At 62.3% G+C, this 21,449-nt stretch carries 19 protein-coding genes; 8 read left to right on the top strand and 11 right to left on the bottom strand.

From position 1 onward, the window contains the following. Positions 1 to 37 precede the first annotated feature (37 nt). Positions 38 to 910 carry an extensin family protein gene (locus AB4Z53_RS22075; protein WP_441597719.1) on the top strand — a complete coding sequence of 291 codons (873 nt, stop codon included), beginning with the start codon at positions 38 to 40 and terminating at the stop codon, positions 908 to 910. 26 nt (positions 911 to 936) lie between these two features. Here the strand turns inward: AB4Z53_RS22075 and AB4Z53_RS22070 are convergent, their stop codons facing one another. After that, complete coding sequence (locus AB4Z53_RS22070) at positions 937 to 1,389, bottom strand: thioesterase domain-containing protein (protein ID WP_113535511.1); 453 nt, start codon at positions 1,387 to 1,389, stop codon at positions 937 to 939. Positions 1,390 to 1,627: 238 nt separating this feature from the next. On the opposite strand from AB4Z53_RS22070, the gene AB4Z53_RS22065 reads away from it, so the two are divergent. Continuing rightward, complete coding sequence (locus AB4Z53_RS22065; RefSeq protein WP_441597718.1) at positions 1,628 to 2,137, top strand: DUF1993 domain-containing protein; 510 nt, start codon at positions 1,628 to 1,630, stop codon at positions 2,135 to 2,137. A 145-nt stretch (positions 2,138 to 2,282) separates the two neighbouring features. On the opposite strand, the gene AB4Z53_RS22060 is transcribed toward AB4Z53_RS22065, so the two are convergent. The 8 genes from AB4Z53_RS22060 to AB4Z53_RS22025 form a co-directional block, all read right to left on the bottom strand. Further along, positions 2,283 to 3,962, bottom strand: coding sequence for a formate--tetrahydrofolate ligase (locus tag AB4Z53_RS22060; RefSeq protein ID WP_291158710.1), 1,680 nt, complete (start codon positions 3,960 to 3,962; stop codon positions 2,283 to 2,285). A gap of 113 nt (positions 3,963 to 4,075) precedes the next feature. Further along, the gene (locus AB4Z53_RS22055; RefSeq protein WP_223725150.1) at positions 4,076 to 5,299 is read right to left on the bottom strand and encodes a DUF2333 family protein; all 1,224 of its coding nucleotides are present in this window, start codon (positions 5,297 to 5,299) and stop codon (positions 4,076 to 4,078) included. A gap of 3 nt (positions 5,300 to 5,302) precedes the next feature. After that, positions 5,303 to 6,592, bottom strand: a complete 1,290-nt coding sequence (locus AB4Z53_RS22050; protein ID WP_441597717.1) for a DUF6638 family protein — start codon at positions 6,590 to 6,592, stop codon at positions 5,303 to 5,305. Between the two features lie 19 nt (positions 6,593 to 6,611). After that, positions 6,612 to 8,528: an AAA family ATPase gene (locus AB4Z53_RS22045; protein WP_441597716.1), complete on the bottom strand. Its 1,917-nt coding sequence runs from the start codon at positions 8,526 to 8,528 to the stop codon at positions 6,612 to 6,614. Positions 8,529 to 8,530: 2 nt separating this feature from the next. Next, positions 8,531 to 9,679, bottom strand: a complete 1,149-nt coding sequence (locus AB4Z53_RS22040; protein ID WP_113535517.1) for a hypothetical protein — start codon at positions 9,677 to 9,679, stop codon at positions 8,531 to 8,533. A 58-nt stretch (positions 9,680 to 9,737) separates the two neighbouring features. Continuing rightward, positions 9,738 to 10,826 carry a hypothetical protein gene (locus tag AB4Z53_RS22035; RefSeq protein ID WP_113535518.1) on the bottom strand — a complete coding sequence of 363 codons (1,089 nt, stop codon included), beginning with the start codon at positions 10,824 to 10,826 and terminating at the stop codon, positions 9,738 to 9,740. A 166-nt stretch (positions 10,827 to 10,992) separates the two neighbouring features. Continuing rightward, positions 10,993 to 11,379 (bottom strand): c-type cytochrome, encoded by a 387-nt coding sequence (locus AB4Z53_RS22030; RefSeq protein WP_113535519.1) that lies wholly within the window; start codon positions 11,377 to 11,379, stop codon positions 10,993 to 10,995. Between the two features lie 76 nt (positions 11,380 to 11,455). After that, a complete protein-coding gene (locus AB4Z53_RS22025; RefSeq protein WP_113535520.1) occupies positions 11,456 to 12,043 on the bottom strand; it encodes a thymidine kinase in 588 nt (195 codons plus the stop codon). Between the two features lie 247 nt (positions 12,044 to 12,290). Between AB4Z53_RS22025 and AB4Z53_RS22020 the strand changes: the two genes are divergently transcribed. The 6 genes from AB4Z53_RS22020 to AB4Z53_RS21995 all read left to right on the top strand — a co-directional run bounded on the left by AB4Z53_RS22020 (position 12,291) and on the right by AB4Z53_RS21995 (position 17,806). After that, positions 12,291 to 13,247 (top strand): choline ABC transporter substrate-binding protein, encoded by a 957-nt coding sequence (locus AB4Z53_RS22020; RefSeq protein WP_113535521.1) that lies wholly within the window; start codon positions 12,291 to 12,293, stop codon positions 13,245 to 13,247. An 83-nt stretch (positions 13,248 to 13,330) separates the two neighbouring features. Continuing rightward, positions 13,331 to 14,176 (top strand): choline ABC transporter permease subunit, encoded by an 846-nt coding sequence (gene choW, locus AB4Z53_RS22015; RefSeq protein WP_113535522.1) that lies wholly within the window; start codon positions 13,331 to 13,333, stop codon positions 14,174 to 14,176. Further along, positions 14,173 to 15,222, top strand: coding sequence for a choline ABC transporter ATP-binding protein (choV, locus tag AB4Z53_RS22010; RefSeq protein WP_113535523.1), 1,050 nt, complete (start codon positions 14,173 to 14,175; stop codon positions 15,220 to 15,222). Before choW ends, choV begins: the two co-directional genes overlap by 4 nt. A 158-nt stretch (positions 15,223 to 15,380) precedes the next feature. Further along, complete coding sequence (locus AB4Z53_RS22005) at positions 15,381 to 16,124, top strand: HugZ family pyridoxamine 5'-phosphate oxidase (protein WP_441597715.1); 744 nt, start codon at positions 15,381 to 15,383, stop codon at positions 16,122 to 16,124. 119 nt (positions 16,125 to 16,243) lie between these two features. Next, positions 16,244 to 16,588: an ArsR/SmtB family transcription factor gene (locus tag AB4Z53_RS22000; protein ID WP_291157364.1), complete on the top strand. Its 345-nt coding sequence runs from the start codon at positions 16,244 to 16,246 to the stop codon at positions 16,586 to 16,588. 183 nt (positions 16,589 to 16,771) lie between these two features. Further along, positions 16,772 to 17,806, top strand: coding sequence for a Gfo/Idh/MocA family protein (locus AB4Z53_RS21995; protein ID WP_441597714.1), 1,035 nt, complete (start codon positions 16,772 to 16,774; stop codon positions 17,804 to 17,806). Positions 17,807 to 17,837: 31 nt separating this feature from the next. Here AB4Z53_RS21995 and AB4Z53_RS21990 read toward each other — a convergent pair whose 3' ends face one another. Both AB4Z53_RS21990 and AB4Z53_RS21985 read right to left on the bottom strand, forming a co-directional pair. Beyond that, positions 17,838 to 18,926, bottom strand: coding sequence for a Gfo/Idh/MocA family protein (locus AB4Z53_RS21990; RefSeq protein ID WP_441597763.1), 1,089 nt, complete (start codon positions 18,924 to 18,926; stop codon positions 17,838 to 17,840). A 60-nt stretch (positions 18,927 to 18,986) separates the two neighbouring features. Further along, positions 18,987 to 21,239 carry a glycoside hydrolase family 9 protein gene (locus AB4Z53_RS21985; RefSeq protein ID WP_441597713.1) on the bottom strand — a complete coding sequence of 751 codons (2,253 nt, stop codon included), beginning with the start codon at positions 21,237 to 21,239 and terminating at the stop codon, positions 18,987 to 18,989. Positions 21,240 to 21,449: the final 210 nt, after the last annotated feature.

Here is a 21,449-nt window from a genome sequence, read left to right as displayed (position 1 = left end):
TCAGAGCCCGTCTTGCGGGCAGCGAGAAAGGAACCGGATGCGTCGCTCTTTCCCCTTGATCCTGCTGTCACTCCTGATCCTGACGGGCGCGAGCCTGCCGAAATCCGGCCCCATCCCGACAGAAAAGCCGCCAATGGATGCGGGAACGGAAGAGGCTGTTCCAACGCCCGACAAGAAGCCAGTAGCGCCGGCTCACGACGGCAAGGGCAAGGCAGCGAAAGAGCCGGCGGCGGCAGACGAGCAACCGGCGACGGACAAGAAACCCGCGGCGGACGAAAAGGAACAGCGCGCGGACGAGAAGAAGGATGTCAAGCCCGCACCAGTCGTCTATCCGCCCGTCGAGACCGAAAATGCCGCCGACTATGCCAAGTGTCTCACCGACCTGAAGACACTTGGCACGACGTTCGTCGAAGCCAAACGCGTCGACGACGGCAAGGGCTGCGGCATCGACAAGCCCTTGGAGGTCACCAGCATCCTGCCCGGCGTCACGCTCGCGCCCAAGGGGCTGATGCGATGCGAAACGGCGCTGGCGCTGGCGCGCTGGACGAAGGAAACCGCCCAGCCGGCCGCCGAAGTTGCCTTCGACGCCAACATCAAGATCAAGGCGCTCAACCAGGCATCGACCTATATCTGCCGCCTGCGCAACAACGCGACATCAGGCAAGATCTCCGAACATGCGCACGGCAATGCCGTCGACATCGCGTCCTTCGGCCTGAGCGATGGAACGACGATCGCCATCCAGCCGCGTGACGAGGATGGCACGATGGACGGCGCCTTCCAGCGCGCAGTCACCGCGTCTGCCTGCCTCTACTTCAAGACCGTGCTCGATCCCGGCAGCGACGCGGCTCACGAGACCCACCTGCATCTCGACGTCATCGATCGCCGCAACGACTATCGCTACTGCCGCTAGGGCGAGACCCTTCGCTGCAGTGCAGATCAGCCGTTGCCATGGCCGAGCGCAACAAACTCGCCCTCGAAGCGTCCGGCTAGCGTGTCGCCGTCAAGCAGGTCGGCGACGACCACGGCCCGCGCCCTGCCCCGCCGTTCGAGCATTCGCAGGAAGCCCGGCCATCGCCCGGTATCCGCCACCGACGAGCGCGCCGCGAAAGCACCGGCGACCGGCTTCAGGTAGTCCATGCGGTTGCTCTGGATCACCAGGCGCGCCGCCACGCCGCTTTTGCGCAACCGTACGTGCAGCAGCGACCAGGCCGACAGGATCGTGAGCGCCGAGGCACTGCCGCCGAACACTGTTTCGCGGTGGTTGATGTTTGGCGCCAAGGGAGCAGAGAGCAGCACATGCTCATCCGTCACCACATCGACCTGAACCTGCATCGCCGCCGACAGCGGGATATGGCCATGAAGATAGGTCTGCAGTTCCTGTGGCGTCATCGCGGGTGTCCGTGCTGTTTTCCAAGGCTCCGCGTCTGACGGGAGGCGCAGAGGTCTTCGATCAATGCACGAGACCCGAGGTCCTGACCAGAGCCAGGAACCCGCGTTCATCGCCTCTCCGAGCGCCCCATAGTCACAAAGATACCGCTTCGCACGTCTTGCAGGAACGCGCACCGGCTCCCAAATACAGGCGCGAGGAAAATCCACCCGTTTGCGCCCAGTCTCAAGGAAATTTGTCATGGCATTGACGATGTACCAACTCTCCATTCCCGCCCTCGTTCGCGGCCTTGGTGTCCTCACCAGGCTCCTCGACAAGGCCGAGGCTCACGCGCGCGACAACGGCATCTCCCCCGACGATCTCGTCAATGCCCGGCTGGCGCCGGACATGCTGACGCTTGCCGGCCAGGTGCAGCGCGTCAGCGATACGAGCAAGGGCCTGATCGGTCGCCTGACCTCGATCGAGGTGCCCCGTTTCCCAGACGAGGAAACGACCTTGGATGAATTGCGCCAGCGCATCGCCAACACCGTCGCCTTTCTTGAAACGGTGGCCCCGGTCGATATGGAGGACAGCGCCGCTCGCGAAGTCATCCTCAACTTCCCGACCTTGAAAGTGACGCTGACGGGTGAGGAGTATCTTCTKAAGTTCGTTCTTCCGAACTTCTATTTCCACCTCACCACCGCCTACGACATCCTGCGCCACAAGGGCGTCTCGATCGGCAAGGGCGATTTCCTCGGCCTCACGGCCTAGTTTCCGCCCCCAAGGCAAAGCAATGACAACGCCGCGCATCTCGCAGGATGCGCGGCGTTGTCATTATCAGGCCGGTCGAAGAGCCAAGGCGCGTGTCGCCACGCAAACGCGCAGGATCTCGTGCGTTGCGATGAACGCGCAGGCCCTAGAACAACCCCTCGATGTAGCCTTGTTCGTTCAGGAAAATCTTCTCCGACGACGGCACTTTGGGCAGGCCGGGCATGGTCATGATCTCGCCGGTGATGACCACGATGAAGCCGGCGCCGGCAGCAAGCCGCACCTCCCGGATAGGTACCGCATGGCCGCTCGGCGCGCCGCGCAGGTTCGGATCGGTCGAGAAGGAATATTGCGTCTTCGCCATGCAGATCGGCAGTCGGCCGTAGCCCTGCTCCTCCCAGGTGCGCAACTGGTCGCGCACCGTCTTGTCGGCAATCACCTCGCTCGCATGGTAGATGTCCTTGGCGATCGTCTCGATCTTGTGGAAGAGCGACATGTCGTCAGGATAAAGCGGCGAGAACTGAGAATGGCCGGCTTCCGCAAGCTCCGCAACCTTGCGCGCCAGTTCTTCGATACCAGCCGACCCTTGCGCCCAATGCCGGCAGAGCACCGCTTCGGCGCCAAGCGTCGAGACATAGTCCTTGATCGCCTGGATCTCGACGTCTGTGTCGGAGGTGAAGTGGTTGATTGCGACGACGACCGGCACGCCGAACTTCTTGACGTTCTGCACGTGGCGCCCGAGATTGGCGCAGCCCTTGCGCAGAGCCTCCAGGTTCTCCTTGCCGAGATCGTCCTTCTTGACGCCGCCGTTCATCTTGATCGCCCGGACGGTGGCGACGATCACCGCGGCATCCGGCTTCAGCCCGGCCTTGCGGCACTTGATGTCGAAGAACTTTTCCGCGCCGAGATCGGCGCCGAAGCCAGCCTCTGTCACGACATAATCGGCAAGCTTGAGCGCCGTCGTGGTCGCGATCACCGAGTTGCAGCCATGGGCAATGTTGGCGAAGGGACCGCCATGCACGAAGGCCGGATTGTTTTCGAGCGTCTGCACCAGGTTCGGCTGCATCGCGTCCTTGAGCAGCACCGCCATCGCGCCATCGGCCTTGATGTCGCGTGCGAATACCGGGGTCTTGTCGCGGCGATAGCCGATGATGATGTTGCCGAGCCTCTTCTCGAGGTCTCTAAGATCCGTCGACAGACAGAGGATCGCCATCACCTCGGAGGCGACGGTGATGTCGAAGCCGGTTTCGCGCGGATAACCGTTGGCCACACCTCCGAGCGAGCCGACGATGCTGCGCAGCGCCCGGTCGTTCATGTCCATGACCCGCCGCCAGGCAATGCGACGGATATCGATGTTCTGCTCGTTGCCCCAGTAGATGTGGTTGTCGATCAGCGCCGCCAGCAGATTGTGCGCCGAGGTGATCGCGTGGAAATCGCCGGTGAAGTGGAGGTTCATGTCCTCCATCGGCACGACCTGCGCATAGCCGCCACCGGCCGCACCGCCCTTGACGCCGAAGCAGGGTCCGAGCGAGGCCTCGCGGATGCAGACAATCGCCTTCTTGCCGATGCGGTTGAGCCCGTCGCCGAGACCGACGGTCGTCGTCGTCTTGCCTTCGCCGGCCGGCGTCGGGTTGATCGCCGTCACCAGGATCAGACGCCCGTTCTTCTTCTCGCGCTGACGCGCGATGAAGTCGGCACCGATCTTTGCCTTGTCGTGGCCATAAGGCAGCAGATCCTCGGGCGGTATTCCGAGCGCCGCCCCGATCTCAAGGATCGGTTTCTTCCTGGCCGCGCGTGCGATTTCGATATCTGACTTCACCTCCGTCATGGCATCTCCCCTCCCCGGGATCGCTTCTTGCTCGCGCCATTGGAGGCGCGTTTTGGTAATCATGCAAGGACGGCCGTCGAAACCTTGCCGCGGCCGTCCGCCTAGAGTCCCATTTATCGGGCGAGAATGTCGCGCATTTCGACGATGTTGGAGCGGACCCTCAGCGTATAGAAGCCCATCGTTGCCAGATGCGTCGGCATGATCCAGCCCGCTTCCTCACCGTTGGAGATGATCCATGGTTGGATGCGGAGCGCCGCGCGTAGCTGCTTGATCGTTTCCGTCCAGATCGGCAACAGACCACGCTGGGCGACGACATTGTCGAAGTCCGCACCCGCCGCCGAAAGGATGCCGTAGTAGCCGTAGAGCTGGCCATAGGCGAACCAGAAGCGGTCGTCGGCGCGCGTGTCGAACCAGCCGCCATTGTGATTTTCCGAACGCTCACGAAGGATCGCAGAGGTGTTGCCAAGGTCGTTGGCGACGCGATCGAGGAACTCGACGAGGTTGTCGGAGCGGCCGTCGAAGATAGCCTCACACTTGCTGAGCGAGGTGTTGAAGGACCTCAGATCCTTCATGGCTGCGCGATAGAAGCTCGGCGTCGGGGTCTTCGGGCCGAACGGGTTGAGCCCGAAGTACCAGGTTTCCTCGTCGAACTGCATGTTGCCGCGCGCCCGCTGCAGGTCGTTGTTGATGCCTGAGGTGCCGCGCACGCGACCGAGCGAATCCACGAGTTCCACCGAGGTGCGGCGGATCGCCTGGTTGATGCCGCGCTGGAACGATGCCTTGTTGTCGAGCCAGGGCGTGTCGTCCCAGTCGAGCCCGAAGAAGCCGAGCTTGTAGAGCAGCATCGACGAGATCCAGGCGTTCTCGTTGACGTTGAAGTCGATGAGATCGGCCGTGACATCGACGATTGCCGAGGTCTGGCAGACCGTGCCGGCCGGCAGTTGCACGACGGCCAGCGCTTCCGGCGTCGATTCCAGCGGCTGGGCGCCCGTGGAGGCAAGGTTGTTGGCCGTGCCGCCGGTCGTCGACTGTCCCGTCGTTGCGCCCGGCCCGCTCATCGGCGAACCGGCAGGCACCTTGCGCTCAGACAGCTTGTAGCGATCGACATAGTCTTCGCTGAAGTTTGTCCAGGCCTGGGTCTGCCAGATGAAATAGCCATAGAACAGGATCAGGCCGAGTAGGATGATGCCGATCGGTCCTTTGATGATCCAGCTGCGCTGCCGATACCAGTTGCCGATCGCGACGAAGGGCCACAGCAGCCAGGCAACGGCGAGCCCGATGCCGCGGCCGATCGCGGTAAAGACACGCTGGAAAAACGCAACGATCGGATCGAACATGTCCTATTCCTCTCTGAGGCCGTAAAGCTTGTGGCGGAAAGCCGCCTTGTCTTTGAGATATGAACCCGTCAGCGTCGCCACAACATAGGCCTTGAAGCTTTCGCTATAACGCTCGTAAGCATCATAGAAGCCCTGCTTGTCGAAGACGAAGCGGGAGACGAAATCGCGCGGGACGAGCTGGGATATCAGCCGGTTGACGAGCCATTGATCGGGATGGGCTGGGGCTGCGCGAACCAGCAGGAAGCGGTTCGCCGGCGCCACGTCCTGCATCTTGATCGTGCCGGTCGCAGCGACGGTGCGGATCATTTCCTGCAGAAACGGATAGGTTCCGTCCCCGGCGACCATGGCCGCGTTACGGTGCATCCAGGTCTGCAGCCAGATCCGGTCGGCGTTGGCAAGGTCGGCCGTCGGGTCGCTCTCGTTGATCAGCCCGCGCACGACCATGTCGGCGCGATGCTGGTAGAGCCCGGAGTCCTCGACCCAGGAGGCCTGCGGCAGCTGCAACCGCTTGGTCGAGGCGAGGAAATCGTAGATGCGGGCGTAATCGTTGAGGGCGATATAGCTTACCTGCCAGGGCCGCGACCGGCGGAAGCCAGGGACCGAAGGATCGCAGATGACGGTCGTCATCTTGCCGTCAAGAAAGATGTAGACCCCACCGAAATGGTTGGCCCAGAAGGCTTCATGGCGGAAAACGAGTTGATCCGGCACCAGCGCGTTCTGCCGGATGTCGCCGGTGAGCTTGGCAAGCTCGACCATGCGGTTCAGCATCTCGTCGTCTGCCCAGGCGGTCGGCACCTTCTTCAGCCGATCGACCAGGCCGCGCAGTTCCGCCGCCTTGCCAAGCATGTCCTCGGCCGAAAGCACCCGGAAGCGCACCTCGTTGATCGACAGCAGATCGTCGATATCGTCGACGATCGAAACCGAATCTTCAATCTCGCCGTAGAGCGCATCCTTGATCGTCACGGCATTGATCGCGCGGCTGTTGGCGTTGAAGAACTCATGCATCAGCGCGGCGGTGTTGGAAAAGCTCGTATGCACGACCGGCAGCTCCGCCTGCTCCGGCGTCATGATGATGAAGCGGCGGTTCACCCGGTTCGGATCGAGATAGTCGCGGTCGCCGAGCTCCTCGGCAATTTCAGGTGAAAACCCGGTCATGTCGATGCTGAACTGTTTCAGCGTGGTCGGTCGCAGGCCGAAACCTTCGAGCGCCTTGTTGTAGCGCGCGATCAGATGCGGCTCGGAAATGTCGAGCAGCCGTCCATAGATCAATTCGGCTTCAAGCAGGCGGTTCATCGGTCAGTTATCCCTAGCATCACCCCTGCCACCGGCCGTCGCGTTTCATCGCCTCGATCTCGCGGATCGCCTTTTCGCGCTGGCGCTCGCGGCGGATGATGTCGGTGACGGCGGCATCGTCGGATTTGTCCGTGTAGCGGAATTCGCTGTCGGCGTAGCGGTTGATCTCCTGCAGCACCATTTCGATGGTGATTGGGCCGCGCAGCGCCTCGATCATCGCCTTCTTCTCGTCGTAGCCCTTGTGCATGAAGGAGCCGGCATCCTTGAACCAGTCATCCGGCAGCTCGACGTCCATGGCTCTGAGCTTGATCGCGTCGGTGATGTTCTTGATCGCCCGGCCGGTAAAGCGCGGCTCGGCCTCCTTGATCATGTGCAGGTAAGCGCCGACATCGGCAAGCGAGGCAATGGCCCCCTTCTCTTTCTCGTATCGCTCCCAGACAGCGACGAGGCCATCCTCCTTCGGCCGCGCATGCTCGGCGTAGGACTGAGCAACCGCGCGCTTGATCTCCTGCCCCTCGAAAAGCTGATGCTCGCCGAGCGGGATCTTGTGGTTCTTGCCGACGAGCAGCGCAAAGATGTCGATATAGTCGTCCTCGGTCTGCGGCCCGTCGACCAGCCAGCGTGCACCGGCGCGTTGGCGCAGCGCATCGTCGACATTTTCCGGATAGTTCGAGAACATGCCGAAGGTGCAGTTGCCGCGCACCACAGTGGACGCACCGGCAAAGCTCTCCATCAGCACCGCCGTCACCTCGTGCTGGCCGGCAGACGCGCGATCGTCGGAACGTTTAGCCGCCACCTGGTCGACATCGTCGATCGTGCCGAAGCCGATCGCCCGCGGATTGATGACGTTGTTGACGAACTCCTTGCAGTTCTGGCCGGACTTGCCCTGATAGGAGGAGATCTGGTCGACGCCGAAGTTTTCGTAGTGGAAGGCGTAGCCGGCGATCTCGCAATAGTCGTTGAGCATGCCGGCGAGCATCTGGATCAGGATCGTCTTGCCGGTGCCCGGCATGCCGTCGCCAATAAAGGAGAAGAGGAAGCCGCCAAGCTCGACGAACGGGTTCATCTGCCGGTCGAAGTCGTAGGCCATCAGCATCTTGGCAAGCTTCAGCGCCTGGTACTTGGCGATGTGGTTGCCGATGATCTCCTCGGGCTTCTTGAAGGTCATCACCAGGGGCTTGCGCTTCTGGCCCGGCGCCACATCGAAGCCATTAAGCGTGAAATCGTCCTGATCGAGCCGGATATGCACGTTTTCGAAGTTCTGCAGGCTGGTGAAGCGGGCCTTGCGGGCAATCAACCCCTCGATCGCCACACGCGAAAAGGCGCGCGCCCGCGCCGTCAGCGCCAGATCATCGGGTGCACCCGCGATGCCGCTGTCGAGCGCCGCCACGAGGCTCTTCAGCGCATCCTGCGGCGTATCGAACAGGAAGTCGGGTTCGACCGCATCGTCGACCGGCTCGCCCTCGCCGGCAAGCGTCGCGCCGAGATAGGCGGCAAGCGTGAAAGCGGCGACGTAAGCGGACGCCGAAAGCAGCGCCTTGAACTGGGTCGCCTCGTCTCCGCCAAGCGGCGACGTCGCGTTCCTCGCCTGCAATTGTTCGAGGCTCGTCTGACGGGCAAAGACGTCGGCGACGGCCAGCGCCACCTGGATGCCGCGGCGCGTCCGATAAAGCACGGCGTGTTGGGCCGGCGACAGCATCGGGTCGCTCTGGCGAACCGTCTGGATGGTCTTCGTCAGTTCCACCTCGCGCGTGCGGCGCTGGCCGCCGGTCGAAACCGTGGACACGAAGCGACGGCCGGTGCCGGCAAGCGAGGTGCCGGCGGCGGCATCTTCCCGCTCCAGGATGATGAGCTTGGTCACCAGCCCCTGCGCCACCGCCTGATGCTTGGCGATGTCGTCCTCGTGCAGCGTCGTCAGCCCCGTATTGAGTGTCATCGTCAAACCTCGCTCACGACCTGGTTGCCGGAAATGACGTGGACCTTGTAGTCGCCGAACACCTGCTCCGCCTCACCCGCCGCATAGAGCGCCTGATAGGCGTCGTGCGGCACCAGCGCGTGTTTCTCGTAGGAGGAGACCCCCATGCGCGTCGCTTCCAGATTGGCGGTATCGATGTGAAATTCCTCCTGCGCCGGTGTCGACGACCAGAAGCCGCGCTTGGCCGGCCGCTCCGATTTCGAGAAGACCTCCTGCACCGTCCAGGTCAGAAGCCAGGCATTCTCGGTCTTGCGCACCTTGGAGAGAATGTCGTTGATGCGCGCATTGTTCTCGGTGATCCCCGCCGAATAGAAGGGGCCGAGCACGATGCGGCGCAGCTGCTTCGGGTGCAGCTCGTCAAAATCCTTGTCGAGATTGGTGGCGATCGTCACCGGTGTCAGCGAATAGCTGCTGTTCTTGGACGCAAAATCGTCGAAGCGGCTGGCGAGATCCGGATTGAGCAGGCCGCCGACCGGCAACGGTATCTCGACCTCAGGATTGAGCTTGCCGTCCGCTGTCACCAGCATGTCGACGATCTTTTCCGAGGAATCCTCGATCGTCGCCATGTAGACCATCGGCAGGGTATTGGCCCCGTCGAAGGCACCCCAGCTCACCACGTAATAGGGCCGCATCGTCTTGGAGTTGACGGCAACGCGGATGGTTTCCGGCAGGATGAAGGGCGAGAAGATCTCGCCCTTGCCGATCTGCTCAAGATAGAGCCGCTCCGCCATACGCGTCTGCAGCGCCTCGGGAAAAGCCTTCTGCCTCAGGATGAAATCGACCATCTCGTCGCGCAGCGCATCGGCCGAGGGAATGTCGGCGAGGCGCTTGGCCGCCGTCTGGCGATCGTTCTCCAGCTCCAGCACGTTCTGGAACACCGGGAAACCGCTTTCGGCGCGCGAGATCCGGAACTGGTCGACGAAGCCGATCCTGTTTTCCCAGCAGTCGATCGAAGCCTTCAACCGGCTGAGATAGGGAACGATCACTTCGCCGACGACAGTGTTGCGATAGAGCGGCGAGTTGCGGTCGCCGAGAAAGAGTTCGAGCCCGGCGAGCGCCGCGTGGATCGACGCGAAATATTGTGCGACAGCGGATGAAGCCGCGACTTTCATGCAAATCCCCGTGGCGCGTGCCAGACGGCAAACTCGGTTCGGATCATGCGCCTGCCGATCACTGCTTCACGTAGTTGGCAGTGTTGTGCTTGTCCATGACAGTCTGGAAGCGGCGGGCAAAAGCGTCGTCCGCCAGCTTTTTGCGGCGCTGGATATCCTGCGTCGAAAGCATGTTCTTTTCATGCATTTCGAGGAGATCGCCGATGTGGCGCTGCGCTGCGGCGCCGATGCCGGCCATCGTCTCTTCGGCGGCGGTGTCGACCTGGCTGCCGAGCGTGTTGATCTTGTGGGCGACGTCCTGCTGGGCGGCGGTCTTCAGCGAATCTTCCAGCGCCTTGTAGAGCACGATGCGCTGCTCGGTATCGATCGTCAGCTTGTTGATCAGCGTGTTCTGCGCGGCGATCTGATTGTTGAGTGAATCGACGAAGGTCTGGAACATTGAGGTGTAGCGCTCGAGCGTCTGGCTCTCGGCAAGCAGCTCCTGCTCCTTGGCCTGCTTCTCGTTGTATTCGGTCGCAAGCGCCGAGCGCTCGCCTTCGAGCTCGGTGCGGACCTTCTGCTCGGTCGAGGCGGCGATACGGTTTTCGATGTCGAGCAGCAGCGGGTTCAGCTCCTCGATGCGCTTCTGCACCTCTTCGAGGTTCGCCATCGTGCCCTTGCGGCGTTCGATCACCTGGATCAGGCTCTGCTCCGAGGTCTTGTAGCGCTGGTCGAGAATCGACTTCTGTTCCTTGAGGATGCCGACGATCATGTCGGACTTCGACAAGAGCTCCTGCAGGTTGCCGGCAAGCGACATGTTGCGCACGCGGTCGGTGCGCATGCGCTGCATCTTCTGCTTGGAGAAGATGCCGATGAACTTCTCGTAGCCGGTATAGTTCTTCATGCTCTCGAACTCGGAGCCGAAGACATTCGTCGCATCCTCGAGGCCGATGATCAGATCGGCGATGTTGGCTTCCATCACCTTCTGCTGGTTGATCACGTCCTGGATGCGGGCGTTCTCGATGTCGAAGTTGACGTCGCCAAGCTTGGTCTCGGCCTTGGCGAACTGCTCCAGCACGACGCTCGATTGTTCGAGCTTGCCGCGCATCTGGTCGACGACGCCCTTCGTCTTCTCGATCTCCGCGTCAAAGTTCTGAAGAGTCGCCATGTCCTGCCCCTCGATCCACCGTGGCGCGATCCGCCAGCCCAGCCAAATTATTCAGCCTTCGATTGCAGTTATATAAAGGGTGTTTATGGACAGAGAACAAGCCTGCAGCCGCGGCTTTTTTCGATCAAGCGTTGCAGCGAAGTGCTTGAGATATTGAAGGCATTGCCTATTTGCCAGCCGGCGGCGCCTTGAGGTAGGCGATCACGTCGGCAATGTCCTGAGGCTTCTTGAGACCGGGAAAAGTCATCTTGGTGGCGCCGACCATCGCCTTGGGGCTGAGCAGATATTCGCTCAGCGTCGCCTCGTCCCAGACATGACCCTCGGCGCCGAAAGCTTTCATCGCCGCCGAGTAGCTGTAGTCAGGGATCGATGCCACCGGCCGGCCGACAACCCCCATGAGGCTCGGCCCGACGCGATTGACCGGTTCGCTCGCCGTATGACAGGCCGCGCATTTGCGGAACACCGCCGCCCCGGCGGTCGCATCGCCGCCAGCGTGCGCCGCTGGAGCGCCAAGACAGAGGCAGAGTAGAAGGCGGAAAAACAGGCGCGACATCGGAAGACCTCTCGAAGGGTAGATCAGGCCAGAATGGCATCGCGAATACGGCAGTTTCAAGCGCCAGGACGCCGCACTATTCGCAGCGCATCGTGTCTTCCCAGTGGCGTCGGCAATAGGAGACATATTTCTCGTTGCCGCCGACTTCGACCTGGGCACCCTCGCGCACAACCTTGCCTTGGCCATCGAGGCGCACCACCATGGTCGCCTTGCGGCCGCAATGGCAGATGGTACGCACCTCGCGCAATTCGTCGGCGAGCGCAAGCAGCGCCATCGAGCCCGGAAACAGCTTGCCCTGGAAATCTGTGCGTAGACCATAAGCCATGACGGGAATGCCGATCCGGTCGGCGACGCGGGCGAGCTGCCAGACCTGCGTCTCGTTGAGGAACTGCGCCTCGTCGACGAAGACGCAGGCGATCTCGCCCTTGCCATCGCCATGGAGCGTCTCGATCAGCGTGAAGAGATCGTCGTCGCCGTGAAAGGGGATGGCATCCGCGCCAAGACCGATGCGCGAGGAGATGCGTCCAACCCCTCCCCGATCGTCATGCGCGGCGATCAGCATCACCACACGCATGCCGCGCTCCTGATAGTTGTAGGAGGCCTGCAACAGCATCGTGCTCTTGCCCGCATTCATCGTCGCATAGCTGAAATAGAGTTTGGCCATCTTCACCGCGTCCGGTTTCCGTCTTCCGGGTAATGACGAGGCTTGTCCCGGAAGGCCAGAGCGTGTTTGCAGCACCCACAGTTTTTCGCCGGACTAGACCATTTCGTGGACATTGCGACATTCAGCGTCGCATCGTGCACCCCGTTAGCATATTGACGCAATACACTTCCTTCGACATCAAAGCGCTTGAATTCGCTATCCAATGGTGTTTGGCTAAAACAACAATAGAGGTAGGGGAACGACAACGATGAAAAAACGACTCTCTCTCAAACTGATGCTGGCAGGCGCCGTTTCGGTCGTCGCCCTCACCGCTCAGCAGGCTGCAGCTGCCGAGCCGGAAAGCTGTGGTACCGTCCGATTCTCCGACGTCGGATGGACGGATATCACTGCAACCACCGCGACCGTCTCCACCGTTCTCAAGGGCCTCGGCTACGAGACGGACATCAAGGTTCTCTCGGTTCCGGTCACCTACACGTCGCTCAAGAACAAGGACATCGACGTCTTCCTCGGCAACTGGATGCCGACCCAGGAAAACGACGTTCGCCCCTATCTCGACGACAAGTCGGTCGAATCCTTCGGCCCGAACCTGGTCGGTGCTAAGTACACGCTGGCGACCAATGCCAAGGGCGCCGAGCTTGGCATCAAGGACTTCAAGGATATCGCCGCCAAGAAGACCGAACTCGACAGCAAGATCTATGGGATCGAGCCGGGCAATGACGGCAACCGTCTGATCATCGACATGGTCGACAAGGACACGTTCAGCCTCAAGGGCTTCGAGGTGGTCGAATCGTCCGAGCAGGGCATGCTGGCGCAGGTCGCCCGCGCCGAAAAGGATGGTTCGCCGATCGTCTTCCTCGGATGGGAACCGCATCCGATGAACGCCAACTTCAAGCTGACCTATCTTTCGGGCGGCGACGACATCTTCGGCGCCAACTTCGGCGGCGCGGAAGTCTTCACCAACGTTCGCGCCGGCTACACCACCGAGTGCCCGAACGTCGGCAAGCTGCTCACCAATCTGAAGTTCTCGCTCCAGATGGAAAACGAAATCATGGGCAAGATCCTGAACGATGGCAAGGAGCCGGACAAGGCTGCCGAAGAATGGCTGAAGGCCAATCCAACCGTCGTCGACCCGTGGCTTGCCGGTGTAACCGCCAAGGATGGTGGCGATGGCCTAGCCGCGGTCAAGGCCGCCCTCGGCCTCTGATCGGCATCAAGGCGGGGAAAAACCCCGCCTTTTTTCACCGCGTCATGCGCTCCTTTTTGACCTGACGAGACGGATTTACCTTCGTGGAATATCTGACCGATAACCGCATCCCCATCGGCGGCTGGGCCAAGGCGTTCGTCGACTGGCTGACGACGAACTTCGAGCTGTTCTTCGACCAGCTCGCTCGCTTCCTCTCCGGCGTTGTCGCCGTGCTGCTCTGGATCCTCCAGACCCCGCACCCGCTGATCGTCGTCGCCGTTATCACGGCGGCTGCCTGGTGGTTCCGCCGCTCGATCGGCGTAACGCTGTTTACCGGCCTTGGCCTGCTCCTGATCATCAACCAGGGCTACTGGAAGGAAACGACGGAAACGCTGGCCCTGGTGCTCGCCGCCAGCTTCGTCAGCATGGCCGTCGGCGTCCCGCTCGGCATCGCCGCCGCCCGTCGCGCCTGGGTCTATGCCATTATGCGGCCGATCCTCGACCTGATGCAGACGATCCCGACCTTCGTCTATCTCATCCCGGCGCTGATCCTGTTCGGCCTCGGCATGGTTCCGGGCCTGATCGCCACGGTTATCTTCGCAATCCCGGCGCCGATCCGGCTCACCCGCCTCGGCATCATCTCGACGCCGCCGTCGCTGGTGGAAGCCGCCCAGGCCTTCGGCGCCACGCCCGGCCAGGTGCTGCGCAAGGTAGAGCTGCCCTTCGCCATGCCGCAGATCATGGCCGGCCTCACCCAGACGATCATGCTGTCGCTGTCGATGGTGGTCATCGCCGCGCTCGTCGGCGCCAACGGCCTCGGCGTCCCGGTTTTGAGAGCCCTGAACTCGGTGAACGTCGCCAAGGGCTTTGAAGCCGGCCTCTGCATCGTCATCCTGGCGATCATTCTGGACCGCCTTTTCCGCTCGTCCGACGAAGGAGAAGGCGCATGACCACAGCCGTCGTTTTCAAGAATGTCGACATCATCTTCGGCAACAATCCGCAGGTCGCCCTGCAGATGGTCGACCAGGGCAAGACCCGCGACGAGATCGGCGCCGCAACCGGCCTCGTGCTCGGCGTCGCCGGTGCGTCGCTCGAAATCACCGAAGGCGAGATCCTCGTGCTGATGGGGCTTTCGGGCTCCGGCAAGTCGACCCTGCTTCGCGCCGTCAACGGCCTCGCCCCCGTGGTACGTGGCGACGTCGAGGTAAAGACGTCGAACGGACCGCTCAACCCCTATCGGACCAATGCGAAATCGCTGCGCGACTTCCGCATGCACACGGTCTCGATGGTGTTCCAGCAGTTCGCGCTGCTTCCCTGGCGGACCGTGGCCGATAATGTCGGCTTCGGCCTTGAACTTGCCGGCATGCCGGAAGCCGAGCGCAAGGCGCGCGTCGGTGAACAGCTCGACCTCGTCAACCTGACGAAATGGGCGGGCCGCAAGGTCAACGAGCTTTCGGGCGGCATGCAGCAGCGCGTCGGCCTCGCCCGTGCCTTTGCCACCGGCGCACCGATCCTTCTGATGGACGAGCCGTTCTCGGCACTCGACCCCTTGATCCGCACCCGATTGCAGGACGAACTGCTTGAGTTCCAGCGGCGGCTGAAGAAGACGATCATCTTCGTCAGCCACGATCTCGACGAGGCGTTCCGCATCGGCAACCGCATCGCCATCATGGAAGGCGGACGCATCATCCAATGCGGCACGCCGCAGGATATCGTCAAGAATCCGGCAAACCAGTATGTCGCGGATTTCGTTCAGCACATGAACCCGATCACCATGCTGACGGCCAAGGACGTGATGCAGACCGGCGTCCAACGCGGCGCGACGGTTGCTGGCGTCACGGCCACCGCCAAGCCGACGACACCGCTCGTCGACATTCTCGACGCCATGTCCCGCCAGCCGGGCAGCATCGGCGTCGTCGATAACGGTTCGGTCGTCGGCACTATCGATGCCCAGGATATCGTTCAGGGATTGACGCGGCACCGCAACAAAAGTTGACGAAATCGCTCAGCAAGCCAATAAAAGCCCGGAGGACCGCTCCGGGCTTTTTCGTTGCTGCATGGTTCCCTTGAATCCTCGCCGAGTTGAGGACCCAAGGCAGCAATCGTTCAAAGGCGCTGTCGGTCGTGATGGCATGGCAGGAAAGGTTCAAAGACATGAGCGACAAGCCGAACGTATTGCGCGACACCRACGACGAGGCTCGCACTCTCGCCCGCACGCTTCTGAGGGGCGCACGCAGCGCTTCGCTCGCCGCGATCGAGCCGGAGAGCGGCGGCTTTCCATTCGTCAGCCGCGTTCTCGTCGGCTTGGACGTCGACGGCGTTCCCGTCATCCTGATTTCCAGGCTTTCGACTCACACCCAGGCACTGCTTGCCGACAATCGCGCCTCGCTGCTCACCGGCGAGCCCGGCAAGGGCGATCCGCTCGCCCATCCCCGCCTCACGGTGCAGTGCACGGCCGAACAGGTTGCCCGCGATAGCGAAGCCCATGCGCGTATCCGCGAGCGGTTCGTCCGTCGTCACCCGAAATCGAAGCTCTATGTGGATTTTCCCGATTTCGGTTTCTTCCGGCTGACGCCTTTGCGCGCCAGTCTCAACGGCGGCTTCGGCCGTGCCTATGTGCTGACGGCCGAAGATCTGGTGATCGACTCGCCCGCCATCGAATCGCTGGCAGCCATGGAGGCGAGCGCGATCGAACACATGAACTCCGATCACTCAGACGCCGTGCAGAACTATGCCGTAAAGCTCTGCAACGCGCCGGAAGGCAACTGGAAGATCGTCGGCATCGACACAGCCGGTCTTGATCTTGCCGATGGAGATCGACTGAAACGCCTTGAATTTCCTGCGCGGATCGAAGACAGTTCCAATTTACGGGCAATTTTGCGTGAACTTAACGGTTAATCGCGGGAGAACTACCCCCATTTCTTGCAGTGGGTGGTTGCCCTTTTATGCATCACGACTAATTATCGTGCTTCGTCAACCATAACTACGTGTGATGTAATTTTCGCATGGAGCACGCAATGCAGCCACTTTCGCCTGAAAAACACGATGAAGCCGAGGTAGCAGCCGGTTTCCTCTCGGCCATGGCAAACCCTAAGCGCCTTCTCATCCTCGATTCCCTCGTCAAGGAAGAGATGGCAGTCGGCGCATTGGCCAACAAGGTTGGGCTGAGCCAGTCGGCTCTCTCCCAGCATCTTTCGAAGCTCCGTGCCCAGAATCTCGTCAGCACCCGCCGCGATGCGCAGACGATCTACTATTCGAGCTCATCCGACGCAGTCATGCGGATTCTAGGCACGCTCAACGAAATCTACGGCGACGAACAGAACGTCACCGCAGAAAAGACTCCGGTCCGCAAATCGGCCTGATATCCGGTCCGTTCTGCGGACCCGTTCGAACAGCCCCACACGAGAAATCGCGCGGGGCTTATTCTTTTCCAGGATATCGCGACAAGCCCGCGAGGCCGCCAGCCTCCCCTGCCGTTTACCGGGCCTTGAGACTTCCGCGGCACGATGCGCCGACAGATCAGCCTTAACAGCGGACACTAGGGAATGCGCGACAGGGTCCGTTGGGGCATCGCCGGAACCGGCACAATCGCAAACAGCTTCGCATCGGATTTCCGGTTCGCCGGAAATGCGATGCTTGCCGCCGTTTCCTCCCGCAGTGCCGAGAACGCCCAGGCTTTCGCCGCGCGCTACGGCGGCATCCGCAGCTATCACGATATCCGGGCCCTGGCGGCCGATCCTGATATCGATGCCATCTACGTCGCCTCGCCCAATGCGATGCATCGCGACCATGCCGCCTTGGCCCTTGCCGCCGGCAAGGCGGTGCTGGTCGAAAAGCCACTGACCGCATCGGTCGCTGACGCGCGCGCCCTTGCAGGAGCCGCTGCCGCCAGCGGCGCCTTCGCGATGGAAGCGCTTTGGACCTGCTTCCTGCCGGCGATAGCAGAGACGCGCGCGCTTCTCGGTGAAGGCAGACTCGGGGTCATCAGACATGTCCGGGCGGAACTTGCCTATGCCAAGCCGTGCGACGCAAACAGCCGCTTCTTCGATCCAACACTGGGCGGCGGTTCGCTGCTCGATCTCGGTATCTATCCGATCGCTGTATGCCTGAGCCTGTTCGGCCAACCGAATTCCTTTGGCGGCAGCTGGAAAAACGCGCCAACCGGCGTCGATGTCTCGGCAGACGTCAGCCTGGCCTATGACGACTTTGATGCTCACCTCAGCTGTGGGTTCGATCGGAACGGCCAAAATCACTTCGTCATCGAGGGCGAGCGCGGCACGCTCGTCATCGACGCGCCATTCCTGAAGGCAAGCCGTCTGTTTGTCGCCACCAGCCTGCCAGCGCGCAAGCTGATGACATCGGCGGGGCAAACGCTCTTCAAGGCGGCGCGGCGGATCCCTCTGCCCGGTCTCAAGCGCTTCGACCATGCGTTTCCCGGCAACGGGCTGCAATTCGAAATCGAGGCCGCCAGCGCAGCCATTCTCGAGGGTCGGCGCGAACATGCGCTGATGCCGCTATCGCGCAGCATCGAAGCGCTGAAGATCATCGAGGCGATCCGGGCCAAGGCACCGGCAGCCTGAACCACTTGCCCCGATACGCGCGGACGTGTCTCTAGAGATCGAGCGGGCGATAGTCCCGCCAACCGCTGTTGAGCGCAAGCACGACCTCGGTCAGATGCCGCGCCGTTGCGCCGGAGAAGAATGGTGTTTCGCCGCGCTCGATCGCATCGGCCTGGACTGCGATCCCCCGCACGAAATCGATCTGCGACGGAAAGGCCGGAAGGGTTGGCCCAGAGGATGCCTTGGGGTAGCGCATCTTGTTTCCGGGATAGACCCGGACGGGCAGCTTTCGCCCCATCTTCCACTCCAGCCAGTCAAGACCGCGATGCATCAGCGAGCGCTTCGCACCGAACGCCTCCACGTGAACGGGCGAGCGGTTGTCCCAGAGATCGCGAACGACGATCGTTCCGCTGTCGCCGATGATCGTCAGCGACCGGTCGCGCGGCGCCGCCAGGCCACAAGTGACACGCGCCGTCACGCCCGAGCGGAACGTCAGGCACCCCACCGAGAAATCAGGGCCAAGCGTGAGTGTCTCCGTTCCCGGGCCCTTGTCCGGGAAGGTCAGGGCCGAGATGGCACTGACCTCGGCGACCGGCCCGAAGAGCGAGACGAGCCAGCTTGCGGCATAGCCCGCATGTTCGAGCGTGCAGCCGACCTCGAATTCGTGCACGCCCGGCCAGCGTGCGCCCGAGCGGCTGCGCCAGGTGCGCCAGTTCGCCTTGAAGACCGGGCCATCCTCCATCTCGGCATAGACGAGCCGCGGCGTGCCGATGGTCCCTGCTGCAAGCAGGCTCGCGCAAAGCGCCTGTGCGTCGCTGAGGCCGTTGGCCGGCGCGCCTGCAAGGACCAGCGCATGTTCGCGGGCAAGCGCGACCAGTTCGCTCGCCTCCTCCACGGTCATCGCCAGCGGCTTCTCGCAATAGACGTGCTTGCCGGAAGTAAGAGCAGCGTGGTTGACCGTGTAGTGGCTTTCAGGCGTTGTCAGGTTGACGACGATCGATACAGCGGGATCGGCAAGCACTGCATCCAGCGAGGCATAGGGCAAAACCTTCCAGTAACGCGCAAAGGCGTCGAGACGCTCCGCATCGCGATCCCAGACGCCGACGAGCCGGAGCTGCGGATGATTGGCAAGCGTGGTCATGTAGTAGTCGGCGACGAAGCCGGTTCCGACGAAAGCTATTCCGGTCACGCTCTCACTCTCCTATCGGGCGTCGGCAAGGAACGAGGCGACATAGACGAGCGGCGCATTCCAGTTGATGGCAATTTCATTGGATCCATAGGCTTCGATGTCGTCGGCATAACAGGTCTGCGGCGCACATCCCTTCAGGTATTGCCGTGCGACATCATCGACGAAGGTGGAATTGGGACCGCCGGCAAGAGAGCCCGCTGGCGGACCAGGCAGCTGCGGATCGCGCTGGTGCGCATACCAGCGACTGTGCTGGTTCCTGGGCGCGCGCGCTCCATAGCCGGTGACATAGGATAGGGCCATGGCATTGCGGCCGAGAATGTAATCCATGCCCTCGCGCGCACCATCAAGAAACCCCTTCTCGCCGGAGAGATCGAAGGCGGCCGACAAAACGATGATGTTCTGCAGCATCAGCTGGTTCGATCCCCAGTCGTAGCGTCGGCCCGCAGGCCGGTAGACGACACCGAAGGGCTCTGCCTGCTGCAGCGACAGGAAGTGCCGCGCGGTCGAAACCACCGCGTCTCGCATCAGTTCACGGTCATCGTCCGGCAAGCCCGTGCCAAAAAGCGCCAATTGCAGCCGTGCGAAGCCGGCGACGTTGCGCCAATCAAAGGCGCCGCCAGAAGACAGCGTATCCGCTGTCCAAAGCGGCGAAGCCCGCAGCACCTTGAGATAGGCTTCGTCACCGGTCGTCAGATAGAGCTCGGTCGCCGCCCAGAAGAGTTCGTCCGAAGTGCTGTCGTCGTCATAGTCGCCGCCACCGGCTAGTCCGTCCGACTTTGGCGCCAGCAGCGCTGGATTGGCATTGGCCGCCACCCAGGCCTTGCGCGCGGCGGCGAGCAATCGTGCCGAGAACGTCGGATTCTGATCGGCAAAAAGCCGGGCGCCCTGGGCCGTGACGGCGGCGACGTCGAGCGTTGCCGCCGTCGACGGACGGTGGAGCGCCCGCGGTTGCGGATCATCGCTTGGCAGCATAGGCGCTTCGGTCCAGGCGGTGTCGTGAACCTTGTGGTGCACCATGCCGGCAAGCGGCTCGCCATCCGGAACCATCATGCGCAGCAGGAACTCGAGCTCCCACCGGGCCTCGTCGAGAATGTCCGGCATGCCGTTGCCGCTTTCAGGAATGCGCGAAAGACCGTCGCGCGTCACTGGCGAACCCGCCGCATAGACATGCCCACGCTCGTAGGCAGCAAGCAGTTGAGCCGCGGACAGCGCGCCGGTCACAGCATATTTGCCGTGGTCGCCTGCATCGTACCAACCGCCCGAAACGTCCAGCCGATAGGAACAGGACCAGCCGCTGTAAAGCGTTGCGGCCTGTTTGCTGTCGAGGCACGGTACCGCCTTGTCGCCCTGGTTCGGCGCAACGCCGACATGGCCCGCCGACCGGGCGTAGGCCTTACCGGCGATCGACGCCTTGATCTCGATGCCGCTTCGCTGCGGATAGAACCAGGAGAGCGCATCGACGCGCAGCCGATCGTAGAGGTCGTCGCCGATCGAGAACCGATCACTCGCCCAATCGCCGGACACGAGGCGATAGCCGTCACCGACCGTTGCGAAGGATGAAAAATCCGCGACCTGCGTTTCGACGCCCGCCGTCGGATCGAAACCGCTGGGTTGCGTCTTGCCCTTGCCGACGACCTTGTCCCTGGCGTCGAGCAATTGGAAATCGATGGGGTGCTTCGTATCGGCAATGAAGGTCGCGCGCTTCGGACCGGCGGTGAAGTAGCCAAGCTGATTGACGCGAATGGCAGGCCCTTCGCTCGCGCGCCTCGCCGCCTGCGAAACAGCACCGGTCGCGACCAGCGATACGTCGTCAAGACAGACGCGGCCGGCTTCCTCGCCCCCGAGCGGCAGCACGAATTGGACTTCATCCGGTTCTATCGCCTCGAACTCGACGGAGAACGGGCTGCCGCCCGGCGACCCCACCGTCGTGAACTCGGCAACGGAAGTCCAGGGATCAGCAGCCCGCTGCACCCTTGCCGCGATCGCGCGTGCCGGCTTGGCAGCGACCCTCAGCGACAGGCGATAGATACGCCCGGGGACCAGCTTCAAACCATTGACCCCGATGATCTGCCGCCAGACTTCTCCGCCGCTTTGGGTCTCTACGCAAAGCCGCCCATCCTCACGCTCGAGGGTCAGCCCGTCGCTCGCCCAGAACGTGTCTTGCCCCTTTTCGAAGTGGCCGTCGGCGATCAGCTCGGCAGCAGCTGCCGGGCCTGGCAGGAAGAGCGCAGCAATTACCGCGTGTACTATCCCGAACCTCGACACGTCCCAGCTCCCAATTGATCAGGCCGGGCCGCAGGCGCATAAGCCCATTCACGGGCGGCCACGGACCCGGCAAGGCATGGCAACGCAGCGTTGCCGCAAACAAGTTAAGCTAGAGAAAATTTCCGGCGCGGCGACAAAAATTCGCCACCCCGAAGGCCCTCTGTGCGAGCCTACCGAGGCTTGACGCGTCCCGGGGCGCTGATAGTTTGA

Source organism: Ensifer sp. 2TAB8 (genome assembly GCF_052115125.1).
Lineage (GTDB): Bacteria > Pseudomonadota > Alphaproteobacteria > Rhizobiales > Rhizobiaceae > Ensifer.
The sequence above is the reverse complement of the archived record's forward strand: the minus strand, read 5'-3'. Positions and strand labels throughout refer to the sequence as shown.

Excerpts from the sequence above, each read along its gene's own strand:
- AB4Z53_RS22020 (WP_113535521.1), top strand. The coding sequence starts at position 12,291 with ATGAAAAAACGACTCTCTCTCAAACTGATGCTGGCAGGCGCCGTTTCG.
- AB4Z53_RS21990 (WP_441597763.1), bottom strand. The coding sequence starts at position 18,926 with ATGACCACGCTTGCCAATCATCCGCAGCTCCGGCTCGTCGGCGTCTGG.
- AB4Z53_RS22070 (WP_113535511.1), bottom strand. The coding sequence starts at position 1,389 with ATGACGCCACAGGAACTGCAGACCTATCTTCATGGCCATATCCCGCTG.
- AB4Z53_RS22060 (WP_291158710.1), bottom strand. The coding sequence starts at position 3,962 with ATGACGGAGGTGAAGTCAGATATCGAAATCGCACGCGCGGCCAGGAAG.
- AB4Z53_RS22030 (WP_113535519.1), bottom strand. The coding sequence starts at position 11,379 with ATGTCGCGCCTGTTTTTCCGCCTTCTACTCTGCCTCTGTCTTGGCGCT.
- AB4Z53_RS22000 (WP_291157364.1), top strand. The coding sequence starts at position 16,244 with ATGCAGCCACTTTCGCCTGAAAAACACGATGAAGCCGAGGTAGCAGCC.
- AB4Z53_RS22045 (WP_441597716.1), bottom strand. The coding sequence starts at position 8,528 with ATGACACTCAATACGGGGCTGACGACGCTGCACGAGGACGACATCGCC.
- choV (WP_113535523.1), top strand. The coding sequence starts at position 14,173 with ATGACCACAGCCGTCGTTTTCAAGAATGTCGACATCATCTTCGGCAAC.
- AB4Z53_RS22035 (WP_113535518.1), bottom strand. The coding sequence starts at position 10,826 with ATGGCGACTCTTCAGAACTTTGACGCGGAGATCGAGAAGACGAAGGGC.
- AB4Z53_RS22040 (WP_113535517.1), bottom strand. The coding sequence starts at position 9,679 with ATGAAAGTCGCGGCTTCATCCGCTGTCGCACAATATTTCGCGTCGATC.
- AB4Z53_RS21995 (WP_441597714.1), top strand. The coding sequence starts at position 16,772 with ATGCGCGACAGGGTCCGTTGGGGCATCGCCGGAACCGGCACAATCGCA.
- AB4Z53_RS22025 (WP_113535520.1), bottom strand. The coding sequence starts at position 12,043 with ATGGCCAAACTCTATTTCAGCTATGCGACGATGAATGCGGGCAAGAGC.
- AB4Z53_RS22075 (WP_441597719.1), top strand. The coding sequence starts at position 38 with ATGCGTCGCTCTTTCCCCTTGATCCTGCTGTCACTCCTGATCCTGACG.
- AB4Z53_RS22050 (WP_441597717.1), bottom strand. The coding sequence starts at position 6,592 with ATGAACCGCCTGCTTGAAGCCGAATTGATCTATGGACGGCTGCTCGAC.
- AB4Z53_RS22055 (WP_223725150.1), bottom strand. The coding sequence starts at position 5,299 with ATGTTCGATCCGATCGTTGCGTTTTTCCAGCGTGTCTTTACCGCGATC.